Source organism: Streptomyces sp. NBC_00457 (assembly GCF_036014015.1).
Lineage (GTDB): Bacteria > Actinomycetota > Actinomycetes > Streptomycetales > Streptomycetaceae > Streptomyces.
Genome location: NZ_CP107905.1, coordinates 2195334 through 2221388, shown reverse-complemented (window position 1 = coordinate 2221388; position 26055 = coordinate 2195334). Strand labels below are relative to the sequence as shown.

The following is a 26055-nucleotide window of genomic DNA, read 5'->3' as shown; positions in this document are numbered from 1 at the left end:
CCTGATCAGCCCCGGTTCTGTACGTGCTGGTAGCCGAAACGGCCCTTGATGCAGAGGTTGCCGTGGGTCACCGGATTGTCGTGCGGTGAGGTGACCTTCACGATCTCATTGTCCTGCACGTGCAGAGTCAGGTTGCAGCCCACTCCGCAGTACGCGCACACGGTCGTCGTCTCCGTCTGCGCCGACTCGTCCCACGTACCCGCCGCCCGCATGTCGAACTCCGACTTGAACGACAGCGCGCCGGTCGGACACACCTCGATGCAGTTCCCGCAGTACACGCAGGCCGAATCGGTCAGCGGAGCGTCGTGCTCCACCGCGATCCGCGCATCGAATCCCCGCCCCGCCACCGAGATCGCGAACGTGTTCTGCCACTGCTCACCGCACGCGTCGACGCACTTGTAGCAGAGGATGCACTTGTCGTAGTCGCGCACATACAGATCGTTGTCGACCTTGGGCTCCTCGTTCAGCCGGGCCGCGTCCGGCCCGAAGCGGTCCGGCTTGGCCTCGTACTCCTTGATCCACTCAGCCACCCGGGGCGTGGTCGACAAATCGACCGACGAGGCAAGAAGCTCAAGCACGATCTTCCGACTGTGCCGCGCCCGCTCCGTGTCGGTGCGGACCTCCATGCCCGGCTCGGCCTTGCGCGAGCACGCGGGCACAAGTGTCCGAGCGCCCTCGACCTCGACGACACACACCCGGCAGGCGTTCTTCGGCGTGAGCGTGTCCCCCTCGCACAGGGTCGGGATGTCCTTCCCCGCCGACCGGCAGGCGTCGAGGATGGTCGACCCCTCGGGCGCCCGAACCGGCTCCCCGTCGATCGTGAACTCGAGCAGCCGACGCGGCACTCCCAGCGGCACAACGCTCATTCGTACGCCCCCAAACGGTCGATGGCGGATTCCACGGCGTTCCACGCGGTCTGCCCGAGACCGCAGATCGAGGCGTCCCGCATGGCGCGGCCGACCTCCCGGAGCAGGGCGATGTCGTCGGCGGCGTCCGCACCGGTGCGCTCCGCGATCCGGTGCAGTGCCTCCTCCTGCCGCACGGTCCCGACCCGGCACGGCACGCACTGCCCGCACGACTCGTCGCGGAAGAACTCGGCGATCCGCAGCAGCAGCCGCGGCAGTGGAACCGTGTCGTCGAAGGCCATCACCACGCCCGAGCCGAGCGTCGTCCCCGCCTCCCGGGTGCCTTCGAAGGTGAGCGGGATGTCCATCTCGTCGGCCCGTACGAAGCCGCCCGCGGCCCCGCCGAGCAGCACGGCCCGCAACCCGTCCCGCACCCCGGCCAGCTCCAGCAGCTCGCCCAGCGTCGCGCCGAACGGCAGCTCGTAGATCCCGGGCCGGTCCACCGTCCCCGACACACAGAACAGCTTCGGCCCGGTGGACCTGGCCGTCCCGATCGCCGCGTACGCGGGCGCGCCCATCGTCAGGATCGGCAGTACGTTGACCAGCGTCTCCACGTTGTTCTCGACCGTGGGCTTGCCGAACAGGCCCTTCTCCACCGGGAACGGGGGCTTGGAACGCGGTTCGCCGCGGTAGCCCTCGATGGAGTTGAACAGGGCGGTCTCCTCACCGCAGATGTACGCGCCCGCGCCTCTGCGGATCTCGATGTCGAAGGCGTACCCCTGGCCGAGGACGTCGTCGCCGAGCAGCCCGCGCGCGCGTGCCTGCACCAGCGCGTGCTCCAGACGCCGCAGCGCCCGCGGATACTCGCCGCGCAGATACAGATAGCCCTGGTGCGCGCCCGTCGCGTACGCCGCGATCGTCATCGACTCGATCAGCGCGTACGGGTCGCCCTCCATGATCACGCGGTCCTTGAAGGTGCCCGGCTCGGACTCGTCCGCGTTGCACACCACGTAGTGCGGATGGTCGGGCTGGGATGCCGTGGCCTGCCATTTGCGGCCGGTGGGGAAGGCGGCGCCGCCACGCCCGACCAGGCCCGAGTCGGTGACTTCACGGATGACGCCCGCGGGGCCCAGCTCGAAGGCGCGGCGCAGGGCGGTGTACCCGCCGTGGGCGCGGTAGTCGTCGAGCGACGCCGGGTCGACCACGCCGACGCGGCTGAGGAGGATCAGGTCGCCCGAGTCTGCCTGGGGTACCGCGAGCGCCGCCGGCGGCTCCTCGGGCGCGGAGTCCGGCGCGGTCGCGGCGAGGACGGCCTCGCGGACGGTCGCCGGCGCCGACACCGCCGTACGCACCGGATCCCCGGCCCTGATCGCCAGCGCGGCCGGAGCCCGCTCGCACAGGCCCAGGCAGGGGCTGCGCTCCACCTGGACCCCGGGACCGAGTCCCCCCTCGATCCCGGCGCACAGCTCGGACGCCCCTGCCGCCGTGCACGCCAGGTCGGTGCAGACGTGCAGCACCGTCGCCGGGCGCGGCTTCACGGAGAACATGGCGTAGAAGGTGGCGACCCCGTACGCCTCCGCCGGCGGCACCGTCAGCCGTCGGCACAGGTAGTCCAGGGCGCCGTCACTGATCCATCCCACCCGGTCGTTGATGGCGTGCAGCCCCGGCAACAGCAGATCGCGGCGGTCCCGGGCCTCGCGTCCGCCGCGCGCCCATCGCAGGTCGGCGTCGGAGCGGTCGGCGCCCTCCCAGGAGGACTCGGGCGGGCCCAACAGGGCGTCGACGGCCGCCCGTTCGTCGTCCGTCGGTTTGCTGTCGCCGAAGTGCAGGTCCACTTACGTCACCTCACGATGGTCGCGACGGGGAGCTTCTCGATCCGGATCGCCGACGCCTTGAACTCCGCCGTCCCCGCGATCGGGCAGTTCGCCTCGATCGTCAGCTGGTTGGTGTCCACCTCGTCGGGAAAGTGCATGGTCATGAACGCCAGACCGGGACGGAGCGCCGGATCGACCCACACCGGCGCGACCACCGCCCCGCGCCGCGAGGTCACCTGGACCTCCTCGCCGACCACGACCCCGTACCGCTCGGCGTCCTCCGGGCACAGCTCGATGTACTCCCCGCGCCGCAGCGGGGAGGCGAAACTCCCGCTCTGCACACCGGTGTTGTAGGAGTCGAGCCGCCGCCCGGTCGTGAGCCGGATCGGGAACCGGTCGTCGGTGAGGTCGACCGGCGGATCGTGCTGGACCAGCCCGAAGGGCGCCGGCATGCCCCGCTTCGCCGGGTCGGTCTCCCACAACCGGCCGTGCAGATACGTCGGTTCGAGCTGCTCGGTGCTCGGGCACGGCCACTGGATGCCCTGGTGTTCCGCCAGGCGTTCGTACGTCATCCCGTAGTGGTCCGGCGACACCGACCTGAGCTCGTTCCAGACGGCCTCGGAGTCGGCGTACTTCCAGTCGTGGCCGAGGCGTGACGCCAGCTCGCAGATGATGTCGATGTCCTCGCGGGCTTCACCGGGCGGCGTGACCGCACGCCGGACGCGCTGAACTCGGCGCTCGCTGTTGGTGGTTGTTCCGTCGGTCTCGGCCCACCCGGCGGTCGCAGGCAGCACCACGTCCGCCAGCTCGGCCGTCTTCGTCAGGAAGATGTCCTGCACGACCAGGAAGTCCAGCGCCTGCATACGCCGTACCGCCTGCTCGCTGTCCGCCTCCGACTGCGCCGGGTTCTCGCCGATGCAGTAGACGGCCTTGAGCGTGCCCTCCTCCATCGCCTCGAACATCTCGGTGAGGTTCATCCCGTAGTGCGGCTGGATCACCGTGTCCCAGGCTGACTCGAACTTCAGCCGGGTGTCCGCGTCGAGGATGTCCTGGAACCCGGGGAGGCGGTTGGGGATGGCGCCCATGTCGCCGCCGCCCTGCACGTTGTTCTGGCCGCGCAGGGGCTGCAACCCGCTGCCGTAGCGGCCGACATGGCCCGTCAGCAGCGACAGGTTGATCAGCGCCCGGACGTTGTCCGTGCCGTTGTGGTGCTCGGTGATGCCCAGGGTCCAGCACAGCTGGGCGCGCTCGGCGCGGGCGTAGGCGTGCGCCAACTCCCGTATGGCGGCGGCCGGTACGCCCGTCACCTTCTCGGCGAGCGACAGCGTCCACGGCTCGACCAGCTTCCGGTACTCCTCGAATCCGCTCGTCGCCCGCTCGATGAACGCCTCGTTGGCCAGCCCCGCGTGGATGATCTCGCGGCCGATCGCGTGCGCCATCGGGATGTCGGTGCCGACGTTCAGGCCGAGCCAGCTCTCCGCCCATTCGGCCGTCGACGTCCGGCGTGGGTCGACGGCGTACATCCGGGCGCCGCCCCGGATCCCCTTCAGTACGTGCTGGAAGAAGATCGGGTGCGCGAAGCGGGCGTTGGAGCCCCACATCACGATGACGTCGGTGTGCTCGATCTCCTCGTACGACGACGTCCCGCCGCCGGAGCCGAAGGCGGCCGACAGGCCCGCGACGCTCGGGGCGTGGCAGGTGCGGTTGCAGGAGTCGACGTTGTTGGTACCCATGACGACGCGGGCGAACTTCTGCGCCACGTAGTTCATTTCGTTGGTCGCGCGGGCGCACGAGAACATGCCGAACGCGCCGTGGGCGGCTCGCAGACCGCGCGCGGCACGGTCCAGTGCCTCGTCCCAACTCGCTTGGCGGAAAGGCTCGTTGCGGGAATCCCGTACCAGGGGGTGGGTGAGCCGGGTGTAGGTCTTCGGTTCGCGCTTCCTCGTGCTTTTCATGCGGCGCTCCTCAGCGCGAGCAGGTCCGAGATGGCGTGCACGGTGCGCAGGGTGGGCACCTGGACGCCGGTGATCTCCGCCAGCTCGACGACCGCGGCGAGCAGGACGTCGAGTTCGAGCGGCTTGCCGCGCTCCAGGTCCTGGAGCGTGGAGGTGCGGTGGTCGCCCACGCGCTCGGCGCCGGCGAGGCGGCGCTCGATGGAGACGCCGACCTCGCAGCCGAGGGCCTCGGCGACCGACAGCGTCTCGGTCATCATGATCTCGATGACCTTGCGGGTGCCGCCGTGCAGGCACATCTGCCGCATGGTGGCGCGGGCCAGCGCGCTGATCGGGTTGAAGGAGATGTTGCCGAGCAGCTTCAGCCAGATGTCATTGCGCAGATCCGGCTCCACGGGGCACTTGAGCCCGCCGGCGTGCATGGCCTCGCTGAGCGCGAGACACCGCCTGGACACGCTGCGGTCGGGCTCGCCGATGGAGAACCGGGTGCCTTCGAGATGTCGTACGACTCCTGGTTCCGCCAGTTCCGTCGCCGCGTACACGACGCAGCCGACGGCCCGTTCGGGCGCGAGCACCGCACTGACCGCGCCGTCCGGGTCCACGCTCTCGACGCGGTGGCCGTCGTGGGGGCCGCCGTGCCGGTGGAAGTACCACCAGGGGATGCCGTTCTGGGCGGCTACGACCGCCGTGGTGTCGTGCAGCAGAGGCTCGATCAGCGGCCCGCACGCCGCGTACGAGTTGGCCTTCAGGCCCAGGAAGACGAAGTCGGCCGGGCCGATCTCGGCCGGGTCGTCGGTGGCGTGGGCGCGGGCGGTGAAGTCGCCGCGCGGACTGAGCACCCGCACCCCGTGCCGCCTCATGGCCGCGAGATGCGGTCCACGGGCGACGAGGTGCACATCGGCGCCCGCGCGGTGGAGCGCGGCACCGACATAGGCGCCGATCGCACCGGCGCCGAGGACTGCGACTTTCATACGGGGGAGCTCCGTTCGGTCGAGGGATACCGCGGAGATGCCACACTGCCGACACTCTGTCGACGGAATATTGTCTACAGTATGGAACTTGGGGCAGCAAGGGTTCGTGCAAGACCGTTCATCGCGCCCTGGATACCGCTCACCGCATACGGTCGACGGGCCGCTTTTCAACTACCCGTCTTCTTCTTACCGTTCGGGATCATGAGTCCACCCGTCGCCCCCGCGGGCTGGAGCCGCTGGCTCGTTCCCCCAGCCGCGCTCTCGGTCCATCTCTCCATCGGCCAGGCCTACGCCTGGAGCGTGTTCAAGCCGCCGCTCGAATCCGCGCTCGGCCTCAGCGGCACCCAGAGCGCGCTGCCCTTCCAGCTCGGCATCGTGATGCTCGGTCTGTCGGCCGCGTTCGGCGGCACGCTCGTGGAGCGCAACGGACCGCGCTGGGCGATGACCGTGGCGCTGGTGTGCTTCTCGTCCGGCTTTCTGCTCTCCGCGCTCGGCGCGGCGACCGAGCAGTACTGGCTGATCGTCTTCGGCTATGGCTTCGTCGGCGGGATCGGTCTCGGTATCGGGTACATCTCGCCCGTCTCGACGCTCATCAAGTGGTTCCCGGACAGGCCTGGCATGGCCACCGGCATCGCCATCATGGGCTTCGGCGGCGGCGCGCTGATCGCCTCGCCGTGGTCGGCGCAGATGCTGGAGTCGTTCGGCAGCGACAGCTCCGGGATCGCCCTGGCGTTCCTGGTGCACGGACTGTCGTATGCCGTGTTCATGCTGCTCGGCGTGCTGCTGGTGCGGGTGCCGCGCACCGAGAAGCCGGTCGAGGGGGCGCCGAGCGCCTTCCAGGGACCGCAGGTCTCCGCCAACAGCGCCATCCGCACCCCGCAGTTCTGGTGTCTGTGGGTGGTGCTCTGCATGAACGTGACCGCGGGCATCGGCATCCTGGAGAAGGCCGCCCCGATGATCACGGACTTCTTCGCGGACACCTCGACGCCGGTCTCGGCGACGGCCGCCGCGGGCTTCGTGGCGCTGCTGTCGGCGGCCAACATGGCGGGCCGCATCGGTTGGTCGTCCACCTCCGACCTGATCGGACGCAGGAACATCTACCGCGTCTATCTGGGCGTCGGCGCGCTGATGTACGCGTCCCTCGCGCTGTTCGGCGACTCCTCCAAGCCGCTGTTCATCCTGAGTGCGCTGGTGATCCTCTCTTTCTACGGCGGCGGCTTCGCGACCATCCCCGCCTATCTGAAGGACCTCTTCGGCGCCTACCAGGTCGGCGCGATCCACGGGCGGCTGCTGACCGCCTGGTCGCTGGCCGGCGTGCTCGGGCCGCTGATCGTGAACTGGATCGCCGACCGGCAGGAGGAGGCCGGCAAGCACGGCTCGTCCCTGTACGGGATGTCCTTCGTCATCATGATCGGGCTGCTCGTCGTCGGCTTCATCGCCAACGAACTCGTCCGGCCCGTCGACCCCCGCCATCACATCCCCGCACCCATCAGTCAGGAGGCCGTCGATGTCGAACGACAGCAGCCAGAGTCCGCCTGACCGGCGCCCGCTGATCGCCTTCGCCTGGGTGTGGGTGGGGGCGCCGCTCGCCTACGGGCTGTACGAACTCGTGCAGAAGGCGACGCAGCTGTTCACCGGGTGACTGTCCGGGAAGTGTTCGGACGTCCGGGAACCTGACGGAAGCCGACAACGGGCGCGACCGTTTCCTGTGGCTTCACCTGCCGCCGTACCGGTGAGTCACTGATCAGACTGGTGGATCCCGTAACCGAAGCACCGAGGGGGACCACCCATGAACGGCTCGCGGATCGCCGCCGTCGGCCATTACCAGCCCGCCAGGGTACTCACCAACGAGGACCTGGCGGGCTTGGTCGACACCAGCGACGAGTGGATCACGAGCCGGGTGGGCATCCGGACGCGCCACATCGCCGGGCCCGACGAGCCGGTGGACGAGCTGGCCGCGCACGCCGCCGCCAAGGCGCTCGCGGCGGCGGGCCTGACGCCCGCCGACATCGACCTGGTGCTGGTCGCCACGTCCACGGCCGTCGACCGCTCCCCGAACATGGCCGCCCGGGTCGCGGCCCGGCTCGGCATCCCGTCGCCCGCCGCCATGGACATCAACGTCGTCTGCGCGGGCTTCACCCACGCGCTGGCCACGGCGGACCACGCCGTACGGGCGGGAGCGGCCGTACGCGCCCTGGTCATCGGCGCCGACAAGATGTCCGACGTCGCCGACTGGACCGACCGGACCACCTGCGTCCTCGTCGGCGACGGGGCGGGGGCCGCCGTCGTCGAGGCCGCGGACGAGCCCGGGATAGGGCCGGTGCTGTGGGGCTCGGTGCCGGAGATGGGGCACGCCGTACGGATCGAGGGCACCCCGTCGCGGTTCGCGCAGGAGGGGCAGAGCGTCTACCGCTGGGCCACCACACAGCTGCCGCCGATCGCCCGCAAGGCCTGCGAGAAGGCCGGGCTCACGCCTGAGAACCTCGCCGCGGTCGTCCTCCACCAGGCCAACCTGCGCATCATCGAGCCGCTCGCCGAGAAGATCGGCGCGGTCAACGCGGTCGTCGCCCGCGATGTCGCCGAATCCGGCAACACCTCCGCCGCCAGCATCCCCCTCGCCCTGTCCAAGCTAGTCGAACAGGGCGCGATCACCACCGGCGACCCGGTCCTGCTGTTCGGCTTCGGCGGCAATCTCTCGTACGCCGGGCAGGTCGTCCGGTGCCCGTGACTCCGCGTGTGACGAGGACGACTCCGCGTTCCCCTGGCCCCGGTGCGCCGTAGACTGTAGACGAAAGACAATTCAGGCCGAGGAGGGGGACCGCGATGTTGTCGACAGGACTGCCGCAGGGGGCCGTACCCAAGCTCGAACGACCCGGACCGCTGCGCGACCGCGTCTATGAGGCACTGCTCGAACTCATCACCACCCGCGCCCTCCAGCCCGGTCAGCATCTGGTCGAGAGCGAACTCGCAGGCCATCTCGGCGTGTCGCGCCAGCCGGTGCGGGAGGCGCTGCAGCGGCTGAACACCGAGGGCTGGGTCGATCTGCGGCCCGCGCAGGGCGCGTTCGTCCACGAGCCGACCGAGGAGGAGGCCGACCAGCTCCTCACCGTCCGGACGCTCCTGGAGGCCGAGGCCGCCCGGCTCGCCGCCGCCAACGCGGGCAGCGCCGGCATCACCACGCTGGAAGAGCTGTGCGCGGAGGGCGAGAAGGCCGTCGCCGCCGACGACGTGGACGGCGCCGTCGCCATGAACGCCCGCTTCCACGCCAAGGTCATGGAGCTGGCCGGCAACGCGGTCCTCGCCGAACTCGCCGCCCAGGTCGACCGCCGCGTCCGCTGGTACTACACGCCGATCGCCCGCCAGCGCGGCCGGCAGTCCTGGATCGAGCACCGCGAGCTGATCGCCGCGATCTCGGAGCGGGACGAGGAGCGCGCCACCCAGCTGATGCGGGACCACACCGAGCACACGCGGCGGTCGTATCACGCGCGGGCGAAGTCCTGATCCTGTAGCTGCCGTTCGCTCCGATGGGGACTTCTCACGCCGACCTTTGTCCTGTGAGTGGAGAAAGTCGGCAGCAATCTCTGCACGGATTCTTCCCAGCGCCGACGTCCGCTGCTACGTTCCACTCGAAAGCCCGGCAACTGGTGGCCGATTGAGGCGGGGAGGGGCTCGTGAGACGCATGACGGCACGACCCGCGAACGCCCATCAGGCCCGTCTGCTCCTGCTGCTCAGGGACGGCGGCCCCAACTCACGGGCCCAGCTGGGTGATCAGGTCGATCTGTCACGGTCGAAGCTGGCCGTGGAGGTGGACCGGCTCCTGGAGACCGGCCTCGTCGTGGCCGACGGACTCGCCGCCTCGCGCGGTGGCCGCCGCTCCCACAACGTCCGCCTGAACCCGGGACTGCGTTTCCTCGGCGTCGACATCGGCGCGACCTCGGTCGACGTCGCCGTCACCAACGCCGAGCTGGAGATCCTCGGCCATCTCAACCAGCCCATGGACGTACGCGAGGGCCCGGTCGCGGTCTTCGAGCAAGTACTCGCCATGGCCGCGAAGTTGAGGGCCACGGGGCTCGCGGAGGGCTTCGACGGCGCCGGCATCGGCGTCCCGGGGCCGGTCCGCTACCCCGAGGGTGTGCCGGTGGCTCCGCCGATCATGCCGGGCTGGGACGGCTTCCCGGTACGGGAGGCGCTCAGCCAGGAACTCGGCTGCCCGGTCATGGTCGACAACGACGTGAACCTGATGGCCATGGGGGAGCAGCACGCCGGCGTCGCCCGGACCGTGGCCGACTTCCTCTGCGTCAAGATCGGTACCGGTATCGGCTGCGGCATCGTCGTCGGCGGCACCGTCTACCGAGGTACGACCGGCAGCGCGGGCGACATCGGGCACATCCAGGCCGTGCCCGACGGCCGACCCTGCGCCTGCGGCAACCGGGGCTGCCTGGAAGCCCACTTCAGTGGAGCCGCGCTGGCCCGGGACGCCGTGGAGGCGGCCCAGCAGGGCCGGTCGGCGGAACTCGCCGCGCGTCTCGAGGCGAACGGCACCCTGACCGCCGTGGACGTCGCCGCCGCAGCCGCCGCCGGTGACGCCACCTCCCTCGACCTGATCCGTGAGGGCGGCAACCGCGTCGGCCAGGTCATCGCCGGACTCGTCTCCTTCTTCAACCCCGGCCTGTTGGTGATCGGCGGTGGAGTGACCGGCCTCGGCCACACCCTGCTCGCCGCGCTCCGCACCCAGGTCTACCGCCAGTCGCTGCCTCTGGCGACCGGCAACCTGCCCATCGTTCTGGGGGAGTTGGGCCCCACCGCCGGAGTCATCGGCGCGGCCCGGCTCATCAGCGACCACCTGTTCTCACCCGCGTAAGCAGCACCTTCGTCAGGCACCTCAAGCACAGCGCCCCTGATTTGCCCTGCCCTGAACTGATCTGCCCTGAATGCGCATGCCCGCACGCGCCCTGCAACCGGCCCGCACGCCCGCCAAGGGGAAGCCACATGGCACCAGAATCTCCGCTGCTCAGCATGTCCGGCATCACCAAGTCGTTCCCCGGAGTCCGGGCCCTGGACGGCGTCGACCTCGACGTCCAGGCCGGTGAAGTGCACTGCCTCCTCGGCCAGAACGGAGCCGGGAAGTCCACGCTGATCAAGGTCCTGGCCGGCGCCCACCAGCCGGACACCGGCACGATCCACTGGCGCGGCGAACCGGTCACGCTCCGCTCGCCCATCGCCGCCATGCGCCTCGGCATCGCCACCATCTACCAGGAACTCGACCTGGTGGAGCACCTGTCGGTGGCCGAGAACGTCCACCTCGGCCATGAACCCACGACCGCCGGTTTCGTCATACGACGCAAGACCGCGCGCGAGTCGACGGCCGCGCTGCTACGGCGGCTCGGGCACCCGGAGATCGATCCGGCCCGGCTGGTCGGGGAGTTGTCGGCGGCCCAGCAACAGATCGTGTCGATGGCGCGGGCGCTCTCCCACGACGTACGGCTCATCGTGATGGACGAGCCGTCCGCGGCGCTCGACCCCGACGAGGTCGACAACCTCTTCCGGATCGTGGGGGACCTGACTGCCGACGGGGTGGCCGTCGTCTACATCTCGCACCGCCTGGAGGAGATCCGCCGCATCGGCGACCGGGTGACCGTGCTGAAGGACGGGCGGGCGGTGGCGGTCGGGCTGCCCGCGAAGTCCACGCCGACACGCGACGTCGTGGCGCTGATGACCGGGCGGAACGTCGAGTACGTCTTCCCGGACCGGCCGACGCGAGATGCGTCGGGAAGTCCCCTGCTGGAGGTGCAAGGGCTGGCCAGGGAAGGCGAGTTCGAGCGCCTCGACCTGACCGTGTACCCCGGAGAGATCGTCGGTCTGGCGGGTCTGGTCGGCTCCGGCCGCTCCGAGATCCTGGAGACGATCTACGGCGCCCGCAAACCCACCTCCGGTCAGGTCCGCGTCGACGGACGGGCGCTCAGGCCCGGCAGTGTGCGGGCCGCCGTCCGTGCCGGGCTCGGCCTCGCGCCCGAGGAGCGCAAGGCGCAGGCGCTGCTGATGCTGGAGTCCGTCACCCGCAATGTGTCGGTCTCCTCCATGTCCCGCTTCTCGCGCGGCGGCTGGATGGACCGGGGCGCCGAACTGAGCGCGGCGCGGGCCGCGACACGCGAGCTGTCGCTGCGCCCCGACAACCCCTCGGTGCCGGTGCGCACCCTGTCCGGCGGCAACCAGCAGAAGGCGGTCCTCGCCCGCTGGCTGCTGCGCGGCTGCCGGGTGCTGCTGCTCGACGAACCGACCCGGGGCGTCGACGTCGGCGCCCGCGCCGAGCTGTACGCGGTGATCCGCCGTCTCGCCGACGAAGGACTCGGCGTGCTGCTGGTCTCCAGCGAGGTGCCCGAGGTGCTGGGCCTCGCCGACCGCGTCCTGGTGTTGCGCGAGGGGCGGGTCGTACACGAGGCGCCCGCCCGTGAACTCGACGAACACCGTGTACTCGACCTCGTCATGGAAGGAAGTCCGGCGTCATGACGCAGCACGTCTCCCCGCCCCGGGGCGGCACCGACAAGACGGTCCCGTTGGGCGAACCCCCCGCCTGGCGAGGGATGTTGGTCCGCCCCGACGTCCGCACGCTCTCCCTGCTCGGCGTGCTCGCCGCGCTGATCCTGATCGGCGGTATCACCAAGCCCGACGAGTTCCTCGACACCCGCAACCTCCAACTCGTCCTCACCCAGGGCTCGGTGATCGGCGTCGTCACGGTCGGGATGACCTTCGTCATCACCTCCGGCGGCATCGATCTCTCCGTCGGCGCGATCGTCGCCCTCGCCTCGGTCTGGGCGACCACCGTCGCCACCCAGGAGTACGGCTTCGCGGGCATCCTCTTCACGGCGGTGATCGTCGGAGTGGGCTGCGGCCTGGTCAACGGCCTGCTCATCGCGTACGGCGGGATGGTCCCGTTCATCGCCACCCTCGCCATGCTCGCCTCGGCGCGCGGGCTCGCCCTCCAGATCACCGACGGCAAGACCCAGATCGTCACGGTGCCCTCCGTCCTGGACCTCGGCGAGCGCGACGCGTACATCCTCGGCATCCCGCCGCTCGTGATGGTCTTCGCCGTCGTCACGATCATCGGCTGGCTGATCCTGAACCGCACCACCTTCGGCCGCCGCACCGTCGCCGTCGGCGGCAACGCGGAGGCCGCCCGGCTCGCCGGCATCGACGTACGCCGCCAGCGGCTGTACCTCTACCTGCTGTCCGGACTGTGCTGCGGCATCGCCGCCTTCCTGCTGATCGTCCTGTCCGGCTCGGGCCAGAACACCAACGGCAACCTGTACGAGCTCGACGCCATCGCGGCCGCGATCATCGGCGGCACGCTGCTGAGCGGGGGCCGCGGCACCATCGTCGGCTCGGTGCTCGGCGTTCTGATCTTCACCACGATCACCAACATCTTCGCCCTGAACAACCTGCAGAGCGACGTCCAGCAGATCGCCAAGGGCGCGATCATCGTCGCCGCCGTGCTGGTCCAGCGCCGTACAGCGAGCACGACTTGAGGAAAGGGTTCAGTGATATGTCACATCTCACCAGTCGCAGAGGGCTGCTCTTCGGGGCCGCCGCCGTATCCACCGGAGCCCTCCTCGCAGGTTGCACGAGTAACGAGTCGAGCAACGACGAGCCGGCCGCGAACGACCAGCCGGCCGCCGACGACAAGCCCGGCAAGCCGGTCACCATCGGCTTCGCCGGACCGCAGGCCGACCACGGCTGGCTCAACGCGATCAACGACAACGCCAAGAACCGGGCGAAGAAGTACTCCGATGTCACCCTGGAGATCACCGAGGGCTCCAATGACACGGCCGCGCAGATCGGCCAGATCGAGACCCTGATCAACAAGAAGGTCGACGTCCTGGTGATCCTGCCCGCCGACGGCAAGGCCCTCACCCAGATCGGGCTCCAGGCCATGCGCGCGGGCATCCCCGTCGTCAACCTCGACCGGATCTTCAACACCCCGCAGGCGTACCGCTGCTGGATCGGCGGCGACAACTACGGCATGGGCCTCAACGCCGGCCACTACATCGGCGAGAAGCTCAAGGGGAAGTCGGGCGCCCGCGTCATCGAGCTGGCCGGCCTGGACAACCTGGAGCTCACCCAGCAGCGCACACAGGGCTTCGACGACGCGCTGAAGAACTACCCCAACGTCAAGAAGGTGGCCCGTCAGGCGGCCGAGTTCACGGTGGAGTCCGGGCAGGCCAAGATGGCCCAGCTCCTGCAGGCCCAGCCGAAGTTCGACGCCGTGTGGAACCACGACGACGACCAGGGCGTGGGCGCCCTGCGCGCCATCGAGCAGGCCGGACGGGACGACTTCCTGATGGTCGGCGGGGCGGGCGCGCTCTCCGCCTTCCAGGCCATCAAGCAGGACGACGGCGTGCTGAAGGCGACCGTCCTCTACCCGCCGACCATGGCGGCGTCCGCGATCGACCTCGCCCGCGCGCTCGGCCAGGGCAAGGGCGTCGGCGGCCTCGCCGAGTTCGAGATCCCGGCCTCGCTGACGCTGTACTCGGCAGTCGTCGACAAGACCAACATCGACCAGTACATGTCCACCGGCTTCAAGTAAGCGCGCCCCGCGCACCCGGGTCCGGCCCGCGCACCGGGCCGGACCCAGGGGGTGTCTGATGGATCAGGCCGGCTTCAAAAGAGGGTGCGTTCTGGCCGAGCTGAGCGGGGTCGCGCGAGCGCATTCGAGCGTGGGGGAGTCGGCGACCGACGACAACGCTGCAGATGTGCGTGCCAGGCCCCGCGACCCCGGCCGGATCCGTAAGACACCCCCTGACACCCCCCACCGCGCCACGACGACGAGGAGGACCACTCCATGGGACAGCCGAACCCGCCCGAGGGAGCAGAGGGAGCCGGGGGAGCCGCGCCCGACAAGCCGCCGCTGCGTGTCGGCATGGTCGGTTACGCCTTCATGGGCGCCGCCCACTCCCAGGGCTGGCGGACCGCGGGCCGGGTCTTCGATCTTCCCCTGCGCCCGGCGCTGACCGCGATCTGCGGACGGGACGCGGCCGCCGTACGCGCGGCGGCCGACCGGCACGGCTGGGCGTCGGCCGAGACGGACTGGCGGGCCCTGATCGCACGGGACGACATCGACCTCGTCGACATCTGCACCCCGGGCAACAGTCACGCCGAGATCGCCCTCGCCGCGCTGGCCGCCGGCAAGCACGTCCTGTGCGAGAAGCCCCTCGCGAACACCGTCGAGGAAGCGGAAGCCATGACGGCGGCCGCTCAGGAGGCAGCGGGCCGCGGCCAGTTGGCGATGGTCGGCTTCAACTACCGCCGGGTACCCGCCACTGCGCTGGCCCGACGGATGGTCGCCGACGGCAAGCTCGGCAGCCTGCGCCACGTCAGGGTGACGTACCTTCAGGACTGGCTCGTCGACCCCGAGTTCCCGCTGACCTGGCGGCTGCGCAAGGAGCTGGCCGGCTCGGGCTCCCTCGGCGACCTGGGCGCCCACATCGTCGACCTCGCGCAGTATCTGACGGGGGAGCAGCTGGCCGGGGTGTCCGCGCTCACGGAGACGTTCGTGCGGGAACGCCCGCTGCCGGGCGGGGCCGTGAAGGGCCTGTCCGCGGTGTCGGCCGAGGGCACCGGCCCGGTCACCGTCGACGACGCCGCCCTGTTCACCGGCCGCTTCCCCTCCGGCGCCCTCGCCTCCTTCGAGGCGACCCGGTACGCCACCGGCCGCAAGAACGCCCTGCGCATCGAACTCAACGGCGAGCGCGGCTCGTTGGCCTTCGACCTGGAGCGCCTCAACGAGCTGGAGTACCACGACGGTACGGAGCCCGGCACGCACGCCGGCTTCCGCCGCATCCTCGTCACCGAACCCGACCACCCCTACCTGGAGGCCTGGTGGCCGCCCGGCCACGGCCTCGGCTACGAGCACACCTTCGTCCACCAGGCCCGCGACCTCGTCCACGCCATCGCCGAGAGCCGCCCGCCGGAACCGTCCTTCGCGGACGGCCTCCAGGTACAGCGCGTCCTGGCGGCGGTCGAGGAGAGCGCCGAGAAGAACTCCGTCTACACCCCCATCGCCGTCTGAGGAGGCATTGCTCCATGCCGCGGAACTTCACGCTCTTCACCGGCCAGTGGGCCGACCTCCCCCTCGAAGAGGTCTGTGTCCTCGCCCGCGACTTCGGCTACGACGGACTCGAACTCGCCTGCTGGGGCGACCACTTCGAGGTCGACAAGGCCCTCGCGGACCCGTCGTACCTCCAGTCCCGGCACGCGCTGCTCGACAAGTACGGCCTCAAGTGCTGGGCGATCTCCAACCACCTCGTCGGCCAGGCCGTCTGCGACGCCATCATCGACGAGCGCCACCAGGCGATCCTGCCGGGCGACATCTGGGCCGACGGAGACCCGGAGGGGGTGCGGCGGCGGGCCGCGGACCGTATGAAGGACACCGCGCGTGCGGCGTCCGCCTTCGGTGTCGACACCGTCATCGGCTTCACCGGCTCCGCGATCTGGCATCTGGTCGCGATGTTCCCGCCCGCCCCCGAGTCGATGATCGACCGCGGCTACCAGGACTTCGCCGACCGCTGGAACCCGATCCTCGACGTCTTCGACGCGGAGGGCGTGCGGTTCGCCCACGAGGTCCACCCGAGTGAGATCGCCTACGACTACTGGACAACCCACCGCGCGCTGGCGGCAGTTGACCACCGGCCCGCGTTCGGTCTGAACTTCGACCCCTCCCACTTCGTGTGGCAGGACCTCGACCCGGTCGGCTTCCTCTGGGACTTCCGCGACCGCATCTACCACGTCGACTGCAAGGAAGCCCGCAAACGGCTCGACGGCCGCAACGGCCGCCTCGGCTCGCATCTGCCCTGGGGCGACCCGCGCCGCGGCTGGGACTTCGTGTCGGCGGGCCACGGCGACGTCCCCTGGGAGGACGTCTTCCGCATGCTGCACTCCATCGACTACCAGGGCCCCATCTCCGTGGAGTGGGAGGACGCCGGCATGGACCGGCTGCAGGGCGCACCCGAGGCCCTGACCCGCCTCAAGGCCTACGACTTCGAGCCGCCGTCGGCCTCCTTCGACGCGGCCTTCGGCAACTGAGCAGTTCACTTCTCCGGAGTGACGGCGCACCCCGGCGCAAGGCACCCGCATGGACAACCAGCCCCATTCTGGAGGCACCCGTGCACGCGAACGACCGCACCACCAGCACCGCCAGAAACGAGACCCACAGACGACGCCGCCTGTCCTTCCGCAAGGTGGTCGCCCTGCTCAGCGGGACACTGCTGGCAGGCGCGTCCCTCACCCTCGTAGCACCCCCCGCCAGCGCCGGACCCTCGGTCGCCGCCGAGGACTTCCAGCAGGTCACGCTCGCCAAGGGCGAGCCGGAGGTCGGCGAGCCCATGTCGCTCGCCGTCCTCCCGGACCGCTCGGTCCTGCACACCTCCCGCGACGGCGAACTCCGGCTCACCGACGCGGCGGGCACCACCAAGCTCGCCGGCAAGCTCGACGTGTACTCGCACGACGAGGAAGGCCTCCAAGGCGTAGGCGTGGACCCGGCATTCGCCGAGAACCGGTTCATCTACCTCTACTACGCGCCCCCGATGAACACCCCGGCGGGCGACGCCCCCGAGACCGGCACCGCCGCCGACTTCGCCCCCTTCGACGGCGTCAACCGCCTCTCCCGCTTCGTACTGAAGACGGACGGCACCCTCGACGCGGCCAGCGAGCAGAAGATCCTCGACGTCCCGGCCACGCGCGGCATCTGCTGCCACGTCGGCGGCGACATCGACTTCGACGCGGCGGGGAACCTGTACCTGTCGACCGGTGACGACTCCAACCCGTTCCAGTCGGACGGCTTCACCCCCATCGACGAGCGCGCCAACCGCAACCCGGCCTTCGACGCCCAGCGCACGGCCGGCAACACCAACGACCTGCGCGGCAAGATCCTGCGCATCAAGGTCAACGCCGACGGCTCGTACGCCATCCCCGACGGCAACCTCTTCGCCCCCGGCACGGACAAGACGCGCCCCGAGATCTACGCGATGGGCCTGCGCAACCCGTTCCGCTTCAGCGTCGACAAGGAGACGGGAATTCTGTACGTGGGCGAGTACGGCCCCGACGCAGGAGCCGCCGACCCCGGCCGTGGTCCCGCAGGTCAGGTCGAGTTCGCCCGCATCACCGAGCCCGGCAACTTCGGCTGGCCGTACTGCACCGGTGACAACGACGCCTACGTGGACTACGACTTCGCGACCGGTGCTTCCGGTGCGGCATTCGACTGCGCCGCCCCCAAGAACACCTCGCCGAACAACACCGGCCTGACCGACCTTCCCCCGGCCCAGGCCGCCTGGATCCCCTACGACGGTCCGTCCGTCCCCGAGTTCGGCGACGGCTCCGAGTCCCCGATGGGCGGCCCGGTCTACCACTACGACCCCGAGCTCGACTCTCCGGTCAAGTTCCCGGAGGCGTACGACGGTGACTTCTTCGCGGGCGAGTTCGGCCGGCGCTGGATCAAGCGCATCACCTCGGACGCCGACGGCACGGTGCAGGCGATCAACGACATCCCTTGGACCGGCACCCAGGTCATGGACATGGAGTTCGGCCCGGACGGCGCGCTGTACGTCCTCGACTACGGCATCTCCTGGTTCGGCGGTGACGAGCACTCCGCCCTGTACCGCATCGAGAACGCGACCGACGGGCACTCCCCGGTGGCGCAGGCGTCCGCTTCCGTGACCTCCGGTCAGGCGCCGCTGAAGGTGAAGTTCTCCTCCGCCGGCACGAGTGACGCCGACGGTGACGCCCTCACGTACAGCTGGGACTTCGGCGACGGCGCCAAGTCGACGTCGGCGAACCCCACGCACAAGTACACGAAGAACGGGACCTACACGGCGACGCTGACCGCCAAGGACGCGAGCGGCCGGAGCGGCAGCGCGAGCGTACAGATCGTGGTGGGCAACACGGCGCCGAAGGTGACCCTGGAACTGCCGCGTGACGGGCAGCTGTTCAGCTTCGGGGACGCCGTGCCGTTCAAGGTGAAGGTCACCGATCCGGAGGACGGGACCATCGACTGCGCCAAGGTCAAGGTCACCTTCGTCCTCGGCCACGACAGCCACGGTCACCCGGTGACCTCGGCGAACGGCTGCACCGGCACCATCCAGACCAGCGCCGACGGCGGCCATGACGAGGACGCCAACATCTTCGGCGTCTTCGACGCGGAGTACACCGACGGCGGTGGCGGCGGCCAGGAGGCGCTCACCAGCCACGACCAGTCCGTCGTCCAGCCCACGCACCGCCAGGCCGAGCACTTCGGGAAGGCCTCGGGAGCCAAGGTGCAGACACGTGCCACCGCGCACGGCGGTGAGACCGTCGGCGACATCAACAACGGCGACTGGATCTCCTTCGAGCCCTACGTCCTGAGCAACGCCAAGAAGCTCACGGCACGGGTCGCCTCCGAGGGTGCGGGCGGCAAGCTCGAGATCCGCGCGGGCTCGCCCAAGGGACGCGTACTCGGCACCGCGACCGTTCCGGCGACGGGCGGCTGGGAGACCTACCAGGACGTCAGTACGTCCCTGAAGGGCGCACCACGCGGGACGACCACTCTCTACATGGTCTTCAAGGGCAGTGGCACCGGCGCCTTGTACGAGGTGGACGACTTCACCTTCACCACGGGCTGAGAGGAGGCGTGATGCGATCAACCAGCCGAATGGCAATCGGGGTTGTGGGCGCGGCGCTGGTCCTCGGCTGCGTCTCGGGGCCGGCCGCGTCGGACCCAGACGCAGACGCCGACGCCGGGCGGGTGCTGGTCTTCTCCAAGACCGCCGGCTTCCGCCATGACTCCATCCCCGAGGGCGTGGCAGCCCTCAAGGAACTCGGCGCGTCGAGCGGCTACACCGTCGACGCGACCGAGAACGCGAGCGCCTTCACCCCGTCGAACCTGCGGCGCTACGACGCCGTGGTCTTCCTCTCGACGACCGGGGACGTCCTCAACGGCAAGCAACAGCGCGCCTTCGAGGGCTACATCCGGCACGGCGGCGGCTATATGGGCGTCCACGCCGCCGCCGACACCGAGTACGACTGGGCGTTCTACGGTGGTCTCGCCGGCGCGTATTTCGAGTCGCACCCGGCGATCCAGCGCGCGACGGTGCACGTCGAGGACCACGCGCACCCCGCGACCGCGGGTCTGAACGCCGCCTGGGACCGGACGGACGAGTGGTACAACTACCGCTCCAACCCCCGGGATCGGGCCCATGTCCTCGCTTCGCTGGACGAGTCCTCGTACACGGGCGGCACGATGGAGGGCGACCACCCGATCGCCTGGTGCCAGCAGTACCAGGGCGGACGCTCCTTCTACACGGGCGGCGGCCACACCAAGGAGTCCTACGCCGAACCGGCCTTCCGACAGCACCTGTTGGGCGGGCTGCGCTGGACCGCCGGCGACGCCCAGGCAGACTGCCGCCCGGAGAACGGCTACCGCCCGATCTTCGACGGCACGTCCGCCTCACTGGCCGACTGGAAGCAGGCGGGCCCGGGTTCGTTCGACCTGAACGACGACGGCACGCTCACGACGACCGGCGGCCTCGGCATGCTCTGGTACGCCTCCAAGGGCCTCGGAGCGTACTCACTGAAGCTCGACTGGAAGGTGGACGGAGACGACAACTCCGGTGTATTCGTGGGCTTTCCGCCCTCGGACGACCCGTGGTCGGCTGTCGACAACGGCTATGAGATCCAGATCGACGCCACGGACGTACCGGAGAAGACGACCGGGTCCGTCTACGGATTCCAGTCCGCCGACCTGGCCGCGCGCGACCGTGCGCTGAACCCGCCGGGGGAGTGGAACACGTACGAGATCCGCGTGGTGGGCGAGCGCCTGCGCGTGTGGCTCAACGGCGTCCAGATCAACGACTTCACCAACACCGATCCGGCCCGGAGCCTGCGCGACGGACATGTCGGCATCCAGAACCACGGAGCCGACGACCAGGTGTCCTTCCGCGACATCCGGATCAAGGAACTGCCCGCGAAGGGGTCGAAGACCTCGGCCGCTCCGGGCAACTGAACGACGGCGGGCGGGGGACGCCGGACTCCCGCCCGCCGTCTCCCACTTGTGCGTTCTCGGATGACGGCTTGTGCCCGGAGTTCGCGCCCGGCGTTCGGGACGGTGTTCGTGCCCAGGGCTCGGGCCCGGTGTTTGCGTCCGGTGTTCGGGCACGGTGTTGCGCGCCCGGCGTTCGGGCACGGTGTTCGCGTCCGGTGTTCGCGTACGACAAGGAGGCTGCCCATGTCTGCGTCCCTTCCTCGACCGCCTCGTGTGGGGGTATGGCTGATCGGAGCCCGCGGCTCCGTGGCCACGACCGTCGTCGCGGGGTGCGCCGCCGTCACGGCGGGCCTGCATCCGCCCACCGGAATGGTCACCGAGACCCCCGACTTCACGGACTGCGGTCTGCCACCCCTGTCCTCCCTCGTCTTCGGCGGCCACGACACGGTCGACTGCCCCCTGCCGAAACGCGCCGAGGCCCTCGCGGCGGGCGGCGTCCTCCCACCCGGCCTCCCCGCGGCGATCGCCTCCGAACTGACCGCGGCGGACCGGGAGATCAGGCCCGGCGGCCCGGCCCCCGGCGACGCCCGGGACGAGGATGACCTGATCGCCGCCTTCGCCGCGGACATCCAGGATTTCGTACGACGGTGTGGGCTGGAGCGCGCGGTGGTGGTGAACGTGGCCTCCACGGAACCCCCACCCACCGGCGCCTCCCTGCCGCCGAGTTCCCTGTACGCGGCGGCCGCCCTCCGCGCGGGCTGCCCGTACGTCAACTTCACCCCGTCGACCGGCCTGCACCACCCCTCACTCGCGACCGTGGCCGAGGCGAGCGGTCTGCCGTACGCCGGCCGTGACGGCAAGACCGGCCAGACGCTGCTGCGTTCCGCGCTGGGCCCGATGTTCGCGCAGCGCGCCCTCGCCGTCCGGGCCTGGTCCGGCACGAACCTGCTGGGCGGCGGTGACGGTGCCGCCCTCGCGGACCCCGGCGCCGCGGCGGCGAAGAACGCGGGCAAGGAACGGGTGCTGGCGGACACCCTCGGCACCGTCCCCGAGGGCGAGGTCCACATCGACGACGTCCCCGCCCTCGGCGACTGGAAGACCGCCTGGGACCACATCGCCTTCGACGGCTTCCTCGGCACACGGATGATCCTCCAGACCATCTGGCAGGGCTGCGACTCCGCCCTCGCGGCACCCCTCGTGCTCGACCTCGCCCGACTGGTCACCCGCGCCCACGAGACGGGCCTGTCCGGCCCGCTGTCAGAACTCGGCTTCTTCTTCAAGGACCCGGTGGGGGAGGGGCCTTCGGCCCTGGGCGAGCAGTACGCGGTGCTGCGGGAGTTCGGGGGGCGGCTGAAGGGGGCGGGGGAGTTGGGCGACGGGGCTAGGGCGGGGGCTCTGGGGGAATCAGGGGGCGGTTCGGGGGCTGCGGCTGTGGGGGAGTTGCAGGGCGGCTCGCGGGCTGCGGCCACGGGAGAGCCGCAGGACGGTTCCGTGGTCGCGACAGCCGGGGAGCCGAAGGACGGTTCGGTGGCCGGGGCCGGGGAGGAGCGGTGAGTGGGGGCCGTGAGGGGGCTTGGCTGCGTGTCGTGGGTGACGGGGGGATGGGGGATCGAGCTGCTCGGGCGGGTGGTTCGGGCCGTGTCGATGCCGGTGGTGTCGAGGCGGTGGGCCGGGGCGATGCCGGTACCGGTGAGGCCGCGCGCCGGGTCGGTGCCGAAATCGACCTGACCGCGGGCCAGGTCCATGCCCATACCGCCGCCCCGAGCCGGGCGCGCGCCTGGGCCGAACTCCTGCGTCTCCCGGCCCTGTTCACGGTGCCCGGCGATGCCCTGGCAGGCGCCGCCGCGACCGGGGTGCACCCCAACCGTCGCACTCTGCTCGCCATAGGATCCTCCCTCCTTCTCTACGAGGCCGGCATGGCCCTCAACGACTGGGCGGACAAGGACGAGGACGCCGTGGAACGCCCGCACCGCCCCCTCCCCTCCGGCCGCATCCACCCCACCGCGGCCCTCACGGCAGCCTGCGCCTTCACCGCCGGGGGCCTCGCCCTGGCCGCCCGCGCAGGCCGCCCCGCCCTCGCGGTCGCGGTGCCTCTCGCGGCGACCGTCTGGGCCTACGACCTCGCCGCGAAGCACACCCCCGCGGGCCCGCCCGCCATGGGCCTGGCCCGCGGCCTGGACGTCCTCCTCGGCGCCGCGGCGACCGCCGGCCGCACCCGCGAGGCCCTCCCGTCCGCCGCCGTCCTCGGCGCACACACCCTCGCGGTCACGACCGTCTCCCGCCAGGAGACGCGGGGCGGTTCACCCCTGGCCCCCTTGGCGGCGCTGGCCACGACCGCGGTGCTGTCACGGCTGCTGACCCGCCCGAGCACGAGGCACGCCTCCACGGAGCCGTCGGCGGAGTCCCCAGCCCGCACCAGCCGCACCCCGTTCCGGCGGCCCCCGTCAGACCAAGTGACCACAGCTGACCTCGGCATGCCGACCACCACCACCCTCGCCGCCAAGTCGAACGCTGGCATGCGGCCCCAGGCCACCCCGAACTCCGCCGCCAAGCCGAGCCCCGCGGCCAAGCCGACCCTCGCCGCCAAGCCGAGCCCCGCCATGCCGCCCCCGGCCACCCCGAACCCCCTTCCCACAGCCCTCGCCACGGCCTACGCGGCAACCGCGGCCCGCCCCTACTTCCACGCCACGCTCAACCCGTCACCCCCACTCACCCAACGCGCTGTCGCCGGCGGCATCCGCGCGATGATCCCCCTCCAAGCCTCCCTCGCCGCCCGCTCCGGCGCCCCCGTCACCGCCCTGCTGACCGCCGCCCTGGCCCCACTCGCCCGCAGGTTCGCAAGGAAGGTGACCATCACATGACCCCGGAACCTCACCTTCCCCAGAACACCCGAGCATCGGCCAGCCCCACCTGGGGTGACGACAAGACAGGCCTCGCACCAGCCGCCCCAGCAACCACCCCGGACCGCGGCCCCAACCCCCTCCGCTTCGGCTACGGAACCAACGGCCTCGCCGACCTCCGTCTCGACGACGCCCTCTCCCTGCTCGCCGACCTCGGCTACGAGGGAGTCGGGCTGACCCTCGACCACATGCACCTCGACCCGATGGCGCCCGACCTCGCCGCCCGCACTCGCCGGGTCGCGCGACGGCTGGACGCGCTCGGGCTGGACGTCACCGTGGAGACCGGTGCCCGCTATGTGCTCGACCCTCGCCGCAAGCACGGCCCTTCTCTGCTGGACGCCGATCCGGCGGATCGGGCGCGTCGGGTCGACCTGCTGATCCGGGCCGTCCGGGTCGCCGCGGACCTGGGCGCGCACGCGGTCCATTGCTTCAGCGGAATCACCCCGGCCGGGACGGACACGGACACGGCGTGGAAGCGGCTGGCCGAGTCGCTCGAACCGGTCCTGGATGCCGCCACCGACAACGACGTCCCGCTCGCCGTCGAACCCGAACCGGGTCACCTCCTCGCCACCCTCGCCGACTTCCACCGCCTCCGGGAGACCTCCGGTGACGCCGAGTACCTGGGCCTGACCCTCGACATCGGCCACTGTCAGTGCCTGGAACCCCTGGCGCCCGCCGACTGCGTACGCGCCGCCGCCCCCTGGCTGCGGCACGTCCAGATCGAGGACATGCGCCGCGGTATCCATGAACACCTCCCTTTCGGAGACGGCGACATCGACTTCCCGCCGGTACTCGCCGCCCTCGCCGCCACCGGCTACCAGGGCCTGACCGTCGTCGAACTGCCCCGCCATTCCCACGCGGGCCCACACCAGGCCGAACTCTCCCTTCCCTTCCTCCAGCACGCCGCCGGACAGTACGCCTCCGGACAGCACGCCCCCACCTCGCACGCCCCGCCCGTCGCACCACCCCACGGCGAGCCCTCCGCCACCCCTGAAGGGAGCACCCCATGACGCAACCGCACGCCGCGCCGGAGCCCCCCGCGGCCGGCACCCAAGGCGGCACCGCACTCGCCCTCACCCCGCTGGACGAGCTGCACCGCCACCTCTCGACCCGACTCGCCGGTGCCGCCCGGGCCTGGCTGGACCAGGCTCTCGACGAGGCCGCCGCCCATCCCGGCACACACGGCCCCATCTCCGTGTGGGAGCTGCGCCTCGCCGAGGCCGGCCGCCGCTGCGGAGCCGACCACGCCGACGCCGCCCGCGTCCTGATCCTGCACGCGGCCCACGCCGACGCCGACGCCCTCACCCGGGTCTACTCCCAGGGCACCGCCGCCGAACGCCGAGCCGTCCTGCACGCCCTGCCCCACCTCGTGCCGGGCCCGGACGCCCTCCCGCTCGTCGAGGACGCCCTGCGCACCAACGACACCAGCCTCCTCGCCGCGGCCGTCGGCCCGTACGCCGCCCGGCACCTCACCCCCCACCACTGGCGGCACGCGGTCCTGAAGTGCCTGTTCACGGGGGTGCCGCTCGACGAGGTGGCCGGCCTGGAACGCCGCGCCCACGGCGACGCCGAACTCGCCCGCATGCTCGGCGACTACGCGGCCGAACGCAGCGCCGCGGGCCGTCCCGTACCTGAGGACCTGCACCGAGTCCTGGCCCTGACCGAGCCCGGACCCACCCGGCACTCAGCTGCCGACCCCCACGGCAAGGAGTCCTGATGCGCATCTTCGACCCCCACATCCACATGACGTCACGGACCACCGACGACTACCAGGCCATGCACGCGGCCGGTGTCCGCGCCGTCGTCGAGCCCTCCTTCTGGCTCGGCCAGCCCCGCACCTCTCCCGCCACGTTCCTCGACTACTTCGACTCCCTCCTCGGCTGGGAACCCTTCCGCGCGGCCCAGTACGGCATCGCCCACCACTGCACGCTCGCCCTCAACCCCAAGGAGGCGAACGACCCGCGCTGCCTCCCCGTCCTCGACGAACTGCCCCGCTATCTCGTCAAGGACCAGGTCGTGGCCGTCGGTGAGATCGGCTACGACTCCATGACCCCCGCCGAGGACACCGCGCTCGCCGCCCAGCTCCAGCTCGCCGCCGACCACGGACTGCCCGCGCTGGTGCACACCCCCCACCGAGACAAGCTCGCCGGCCTGCGCCGCACCCTCGACGTCGTCCGGGAGTCCGCGCTGCCCGTGGAACGCGTCCTGGTCGACCACCTCAACGAGACCACCGTCAAGGAGGCCAAGGGCAGCGGCTGCTGGCTGGGCTTCTCCGTCTATCCCGAGACCAAGATGGACGAGCAGCGGATGGTGGCGATCCTCCAGCAGTACGGCCCCGAGCAGGTGCTGGTGAACTCCGCCGCCGACTGGGGCCGCAGCGACCCCCTGAAGACCCGCAAGGTCGCCGACCTGATGCTGGCCGAGGGCTTCACGGAGGACGACGTCGACCGGGTGCTGTGGCGCAACCCCGTCGCCTTCTACGGCCTCAGCGGACGACTCGTCCTCGACGTCGCCGCCACCGACGCCACCCACGAGGGCAACTCCATCCTGCGCGGCGGGGAGTGAGCG

General features: G+C 70.9%; 21 protein-coding genes. 17 read left to right on the top strand and 4 right to left on the bottom strand.

From position 1 onward, the window contains the following. Positions 1-5 precede the first annotated feature (5 nt). Genes OG828_RS10165 through OG828_RS10150 form a run of 4 tightly spaced genes read right to left on the bottom strand, consistent with a single transcriptional unit; the run spans position 6 to position 5582 of the window. Positions 6-866 carry a 2Fe-2S iron-sulfur cluster-binding protein gene (locus OG828_RS10165; protein WP_328500900.1) on the bottom strand — a complete coding sequence of 287 codons (861 nt, stop codon included), beginning with the start codon at positions 864-866 and terminating at the stop codon, positions 6-8. Next, positions 863-2680 (bottom strand): NADH-ubiquinone oxidoreductase-F iron-sulfur binding region domain-containing protein, encoded by a 1818-nt coding sequence (locus OG828_RS10160; protein WP_328500899.1) that lies wholly within the window; start codon positions 2678-2680, stop codon positions 863-865. Before OG828_RS10160 ends, OG828_RS10165 begins: the two co-directional genes overlap by 4 nt. A 5-nt stretch (positions 2681-2685) precedes the next feature. Then, positions 2686-4614: a molybdopterin oxidoreductase family protein gene (locus OG828_RS10155; protein ID WP_328500898.1), complete on the bottom strand. Its 1929-nt coding sequence runs from the start codon at positions 4612-4614 to the stop codon at positions 2686-2688. Further along, the gene (locus tag OG828_RS10150) at positions 4611-5582 is read right to left on the bottom strand and encodes a 2-dehydropantoate 2-reductase (RefSeq protein ID WP_210582452.1); all 972 of its coding nucleotides are present in this window, start codon (positions 5580-5582) and stop codon (positions 4611-4613) included. The genes OG828_RS10155 and OG828_RS10150 overlap by 4 nt, the downstream gene beginning before the upstream one ends. A 201-nt stretch (positions 5583-5783) precedes the next feature. Here OG828_RS10150 and OG828_RS10145 point away from each other — a divergent pair, with 201 nt between their 5' ends. From OG828_RS10145 to OG828_RS10065, 17 genes are all read left to right on the top strand, one after another. After that, positions 5784-7121, top strand: a complete 1338-nt coding sequence (locus tag OG828_RS10145; RefSeq protein ID WP_328500897.1) for an OFA family MFS transporter — start codon at positions 5784-5786, stop codon at positions 7119-7121. Beyond that, positions 7090-7224 carry an MFS transporter small subunit gene (locus OG828_RS10140; RefSeq protein WP_328437594.1) on the top strand — a complete coding sequence of 45 codons (135 nt, stop codon included), beginning with the start codon at positions 7090-7092 and terminating at the stop codon, positions 7222-7224. Before OG828_RS10145 ends, OG828_RS10140 begins: the two co-directional genes overlap by 32 nt. Before the next feature lie 147 nt (positions 7225-7371). After that, the gene (locus OG828_RS10135) at positions 7372-8310 is read left to right on the top strand and encodes a beta-ketoacyl-ACP synthase III (RefSeq protein WP_328352811.1); all 939 of its coding nucleotides are present in this window, start codon (positions 7372-7374) and stop codon (positions 8308-8310) included. Between the two features lie 95 nt (positions 8311-8405). Next, positions 8406-9083: a GntR family transcriptional regulator gene (locus OG828_RS10130; RefSeq protein ID WP_210582455.1), complete on the top strand. Its 678-nt coding sequence runs from the start codon at positions 8406-8408 to the stop codon at positions 9081-9083. Between the two features lie 179 nt (positions 9084-9262). Beyond that, entirely contained in the window at positions 9263-10444 is a 1182-nt protein-coding gene (locus OG828_RS10125; RefSeq protein WP_328352804.1) for an ROK family protein, read from the top strand. 128 nt (positions 10445-10572) lie between these two features. Next, entirely contained in the window at positions 10573-12090 is a 1518-nt protein-coding gene (locus OG828_RS10120; RefSeq protein ID WP_328500896.1) for a sugar ABC transporter ATP-binding protein, read from the top strand. Next, positions 12087-13106, top strand: coding sequence for an ABC transporter permease (locus tag OG828_RS10115; protein WP_328352798.1), 1020 nt, complete (start codon positions 12087-12089; stop codon positions 13104-13106). The genes OG828_RS10120 and OG828_RS10115 overlap by 4 nt, the downstream gene beginning before the upstream one ends. Before the next feature lie 17 nt (positions 13107-13123). Beyond that, complete coding sequence (locus tag OG828_RS10110) at positions 13124-14164, top strand: substrate-binding domain-containing protein (RefSeq protein WP_328352795.1); 1041 nt, start codon at positions 13124-13126, stop codon at positions 14162-14164. Between the two features lie 255 nt (positions 14165-14419). Continuing rightward, entirely contained in the window at positions 14420-15646 is a 1227-nt protein-coding gene (locus OG828_RS10105) for a Gfo/Idh/MocA family protein (protein WP_328500895.1), read from the top strand. A gap of 14 nt (positions 15647-15660) precedes the next feature. Beyond that, complete coding sequence (locus tag OG828_RS10100; RefSeq protein WP_328352789.1) at positions 15661-16659, top strand: sugar phosphate isomerase/epimerase family protein; 999 nt, start codon at positions 15661-15663, stop codon at positions 16657-16659. A gap of 80 nt (positions 16660-16739) precedes the next feature. After that, positions 16740-19229 (top strand): PQQ-dependent sugar dehydrogenase, encoded by a 2490-nt coding sequence (locus OG828_RS10095; protein WP_328500894.1) that lies wholly within the window; start codon positions 16740-16742, stop codon positions 19227-19229. An 11-nt stretch (positions 19230-19240) separates the two neighbouring features. After that, on the top strand, positions 19241-20608 hold the full coding sequence (locus OG828_RS10090) for a ThuA domain-containing protein (protein ID WP_328500893.1): 1368 nt from the start codon (positions 19241-19243) through the stop codon (positions 20606-20608). Positions 20609-20830: 222 nt separating this feature from the next. After that, entirely contained in the window at positions 20831-22141 is a 1311-nt protein-coding gene (locus OG828_RS10085; protein ID WP_328500892.1) for an inositol-3-phosphate synthase, read from the top strand. Between the two features lie 47 nt (positions 22142-22188). Further along, the gene (locus OG828_RS10080) at positions 22189-23448 is read left to right on the top strand and encodes an SCO3242 family prenyltransferase (RefSeq protein ID WP_328500891.1); all 1260 of its coding nucleotides are present in this window, start codon (positions 22189-22191) and stop codon (positions 23446-23448) included. Continuing rightward, the gene (locus tag OG828_RS10075) at positions 23445-24497 is read left to right on the top strand and encodes a sugar phosphate isomerase/epimerase family protein (RefSeq protein WP_328500890.1); all 1053 of its coding nucleotides are present in this window, start codon (positions 23445-23447) and stop codon (positions 24495-24497) included. The genes OG828_RS10080 and OG828_RS10075 overlap by 4 nt, the downstream gene beginning before the upstream one ends. Beyond that, positions 24494-25204 carry an EboA domain-containing protein gene (locus tag OG828_RS10070; RefSeq protein WP_328500889.1) on the top strand — a complete coding sequence of 237 codons (711 nt, stop codon included), beginning with the start codon at positions 24494-24496 and terminating at the stop codon, positions 25202-25204. Before OG828_RS10075 ends, OG828_RS10070 begins: the two co-directional genes overlap by 4 nt. Further along, positions 25204-26052, top strand: coding sequence for a TatD family hydrolase (locus tag OG828_RS10065; RefSeq protein WP_328437586.1), 849 nt, complete (start codon positions 25204-25206; stop codon positions 26050-26052). The genes OG828_RS10070 and OG828_RS10065 overlap by 1 nt, the downstream gene beginning before the upstream one ends. Positions 26053-26055 lie beyond the last annotated feature (3 nt).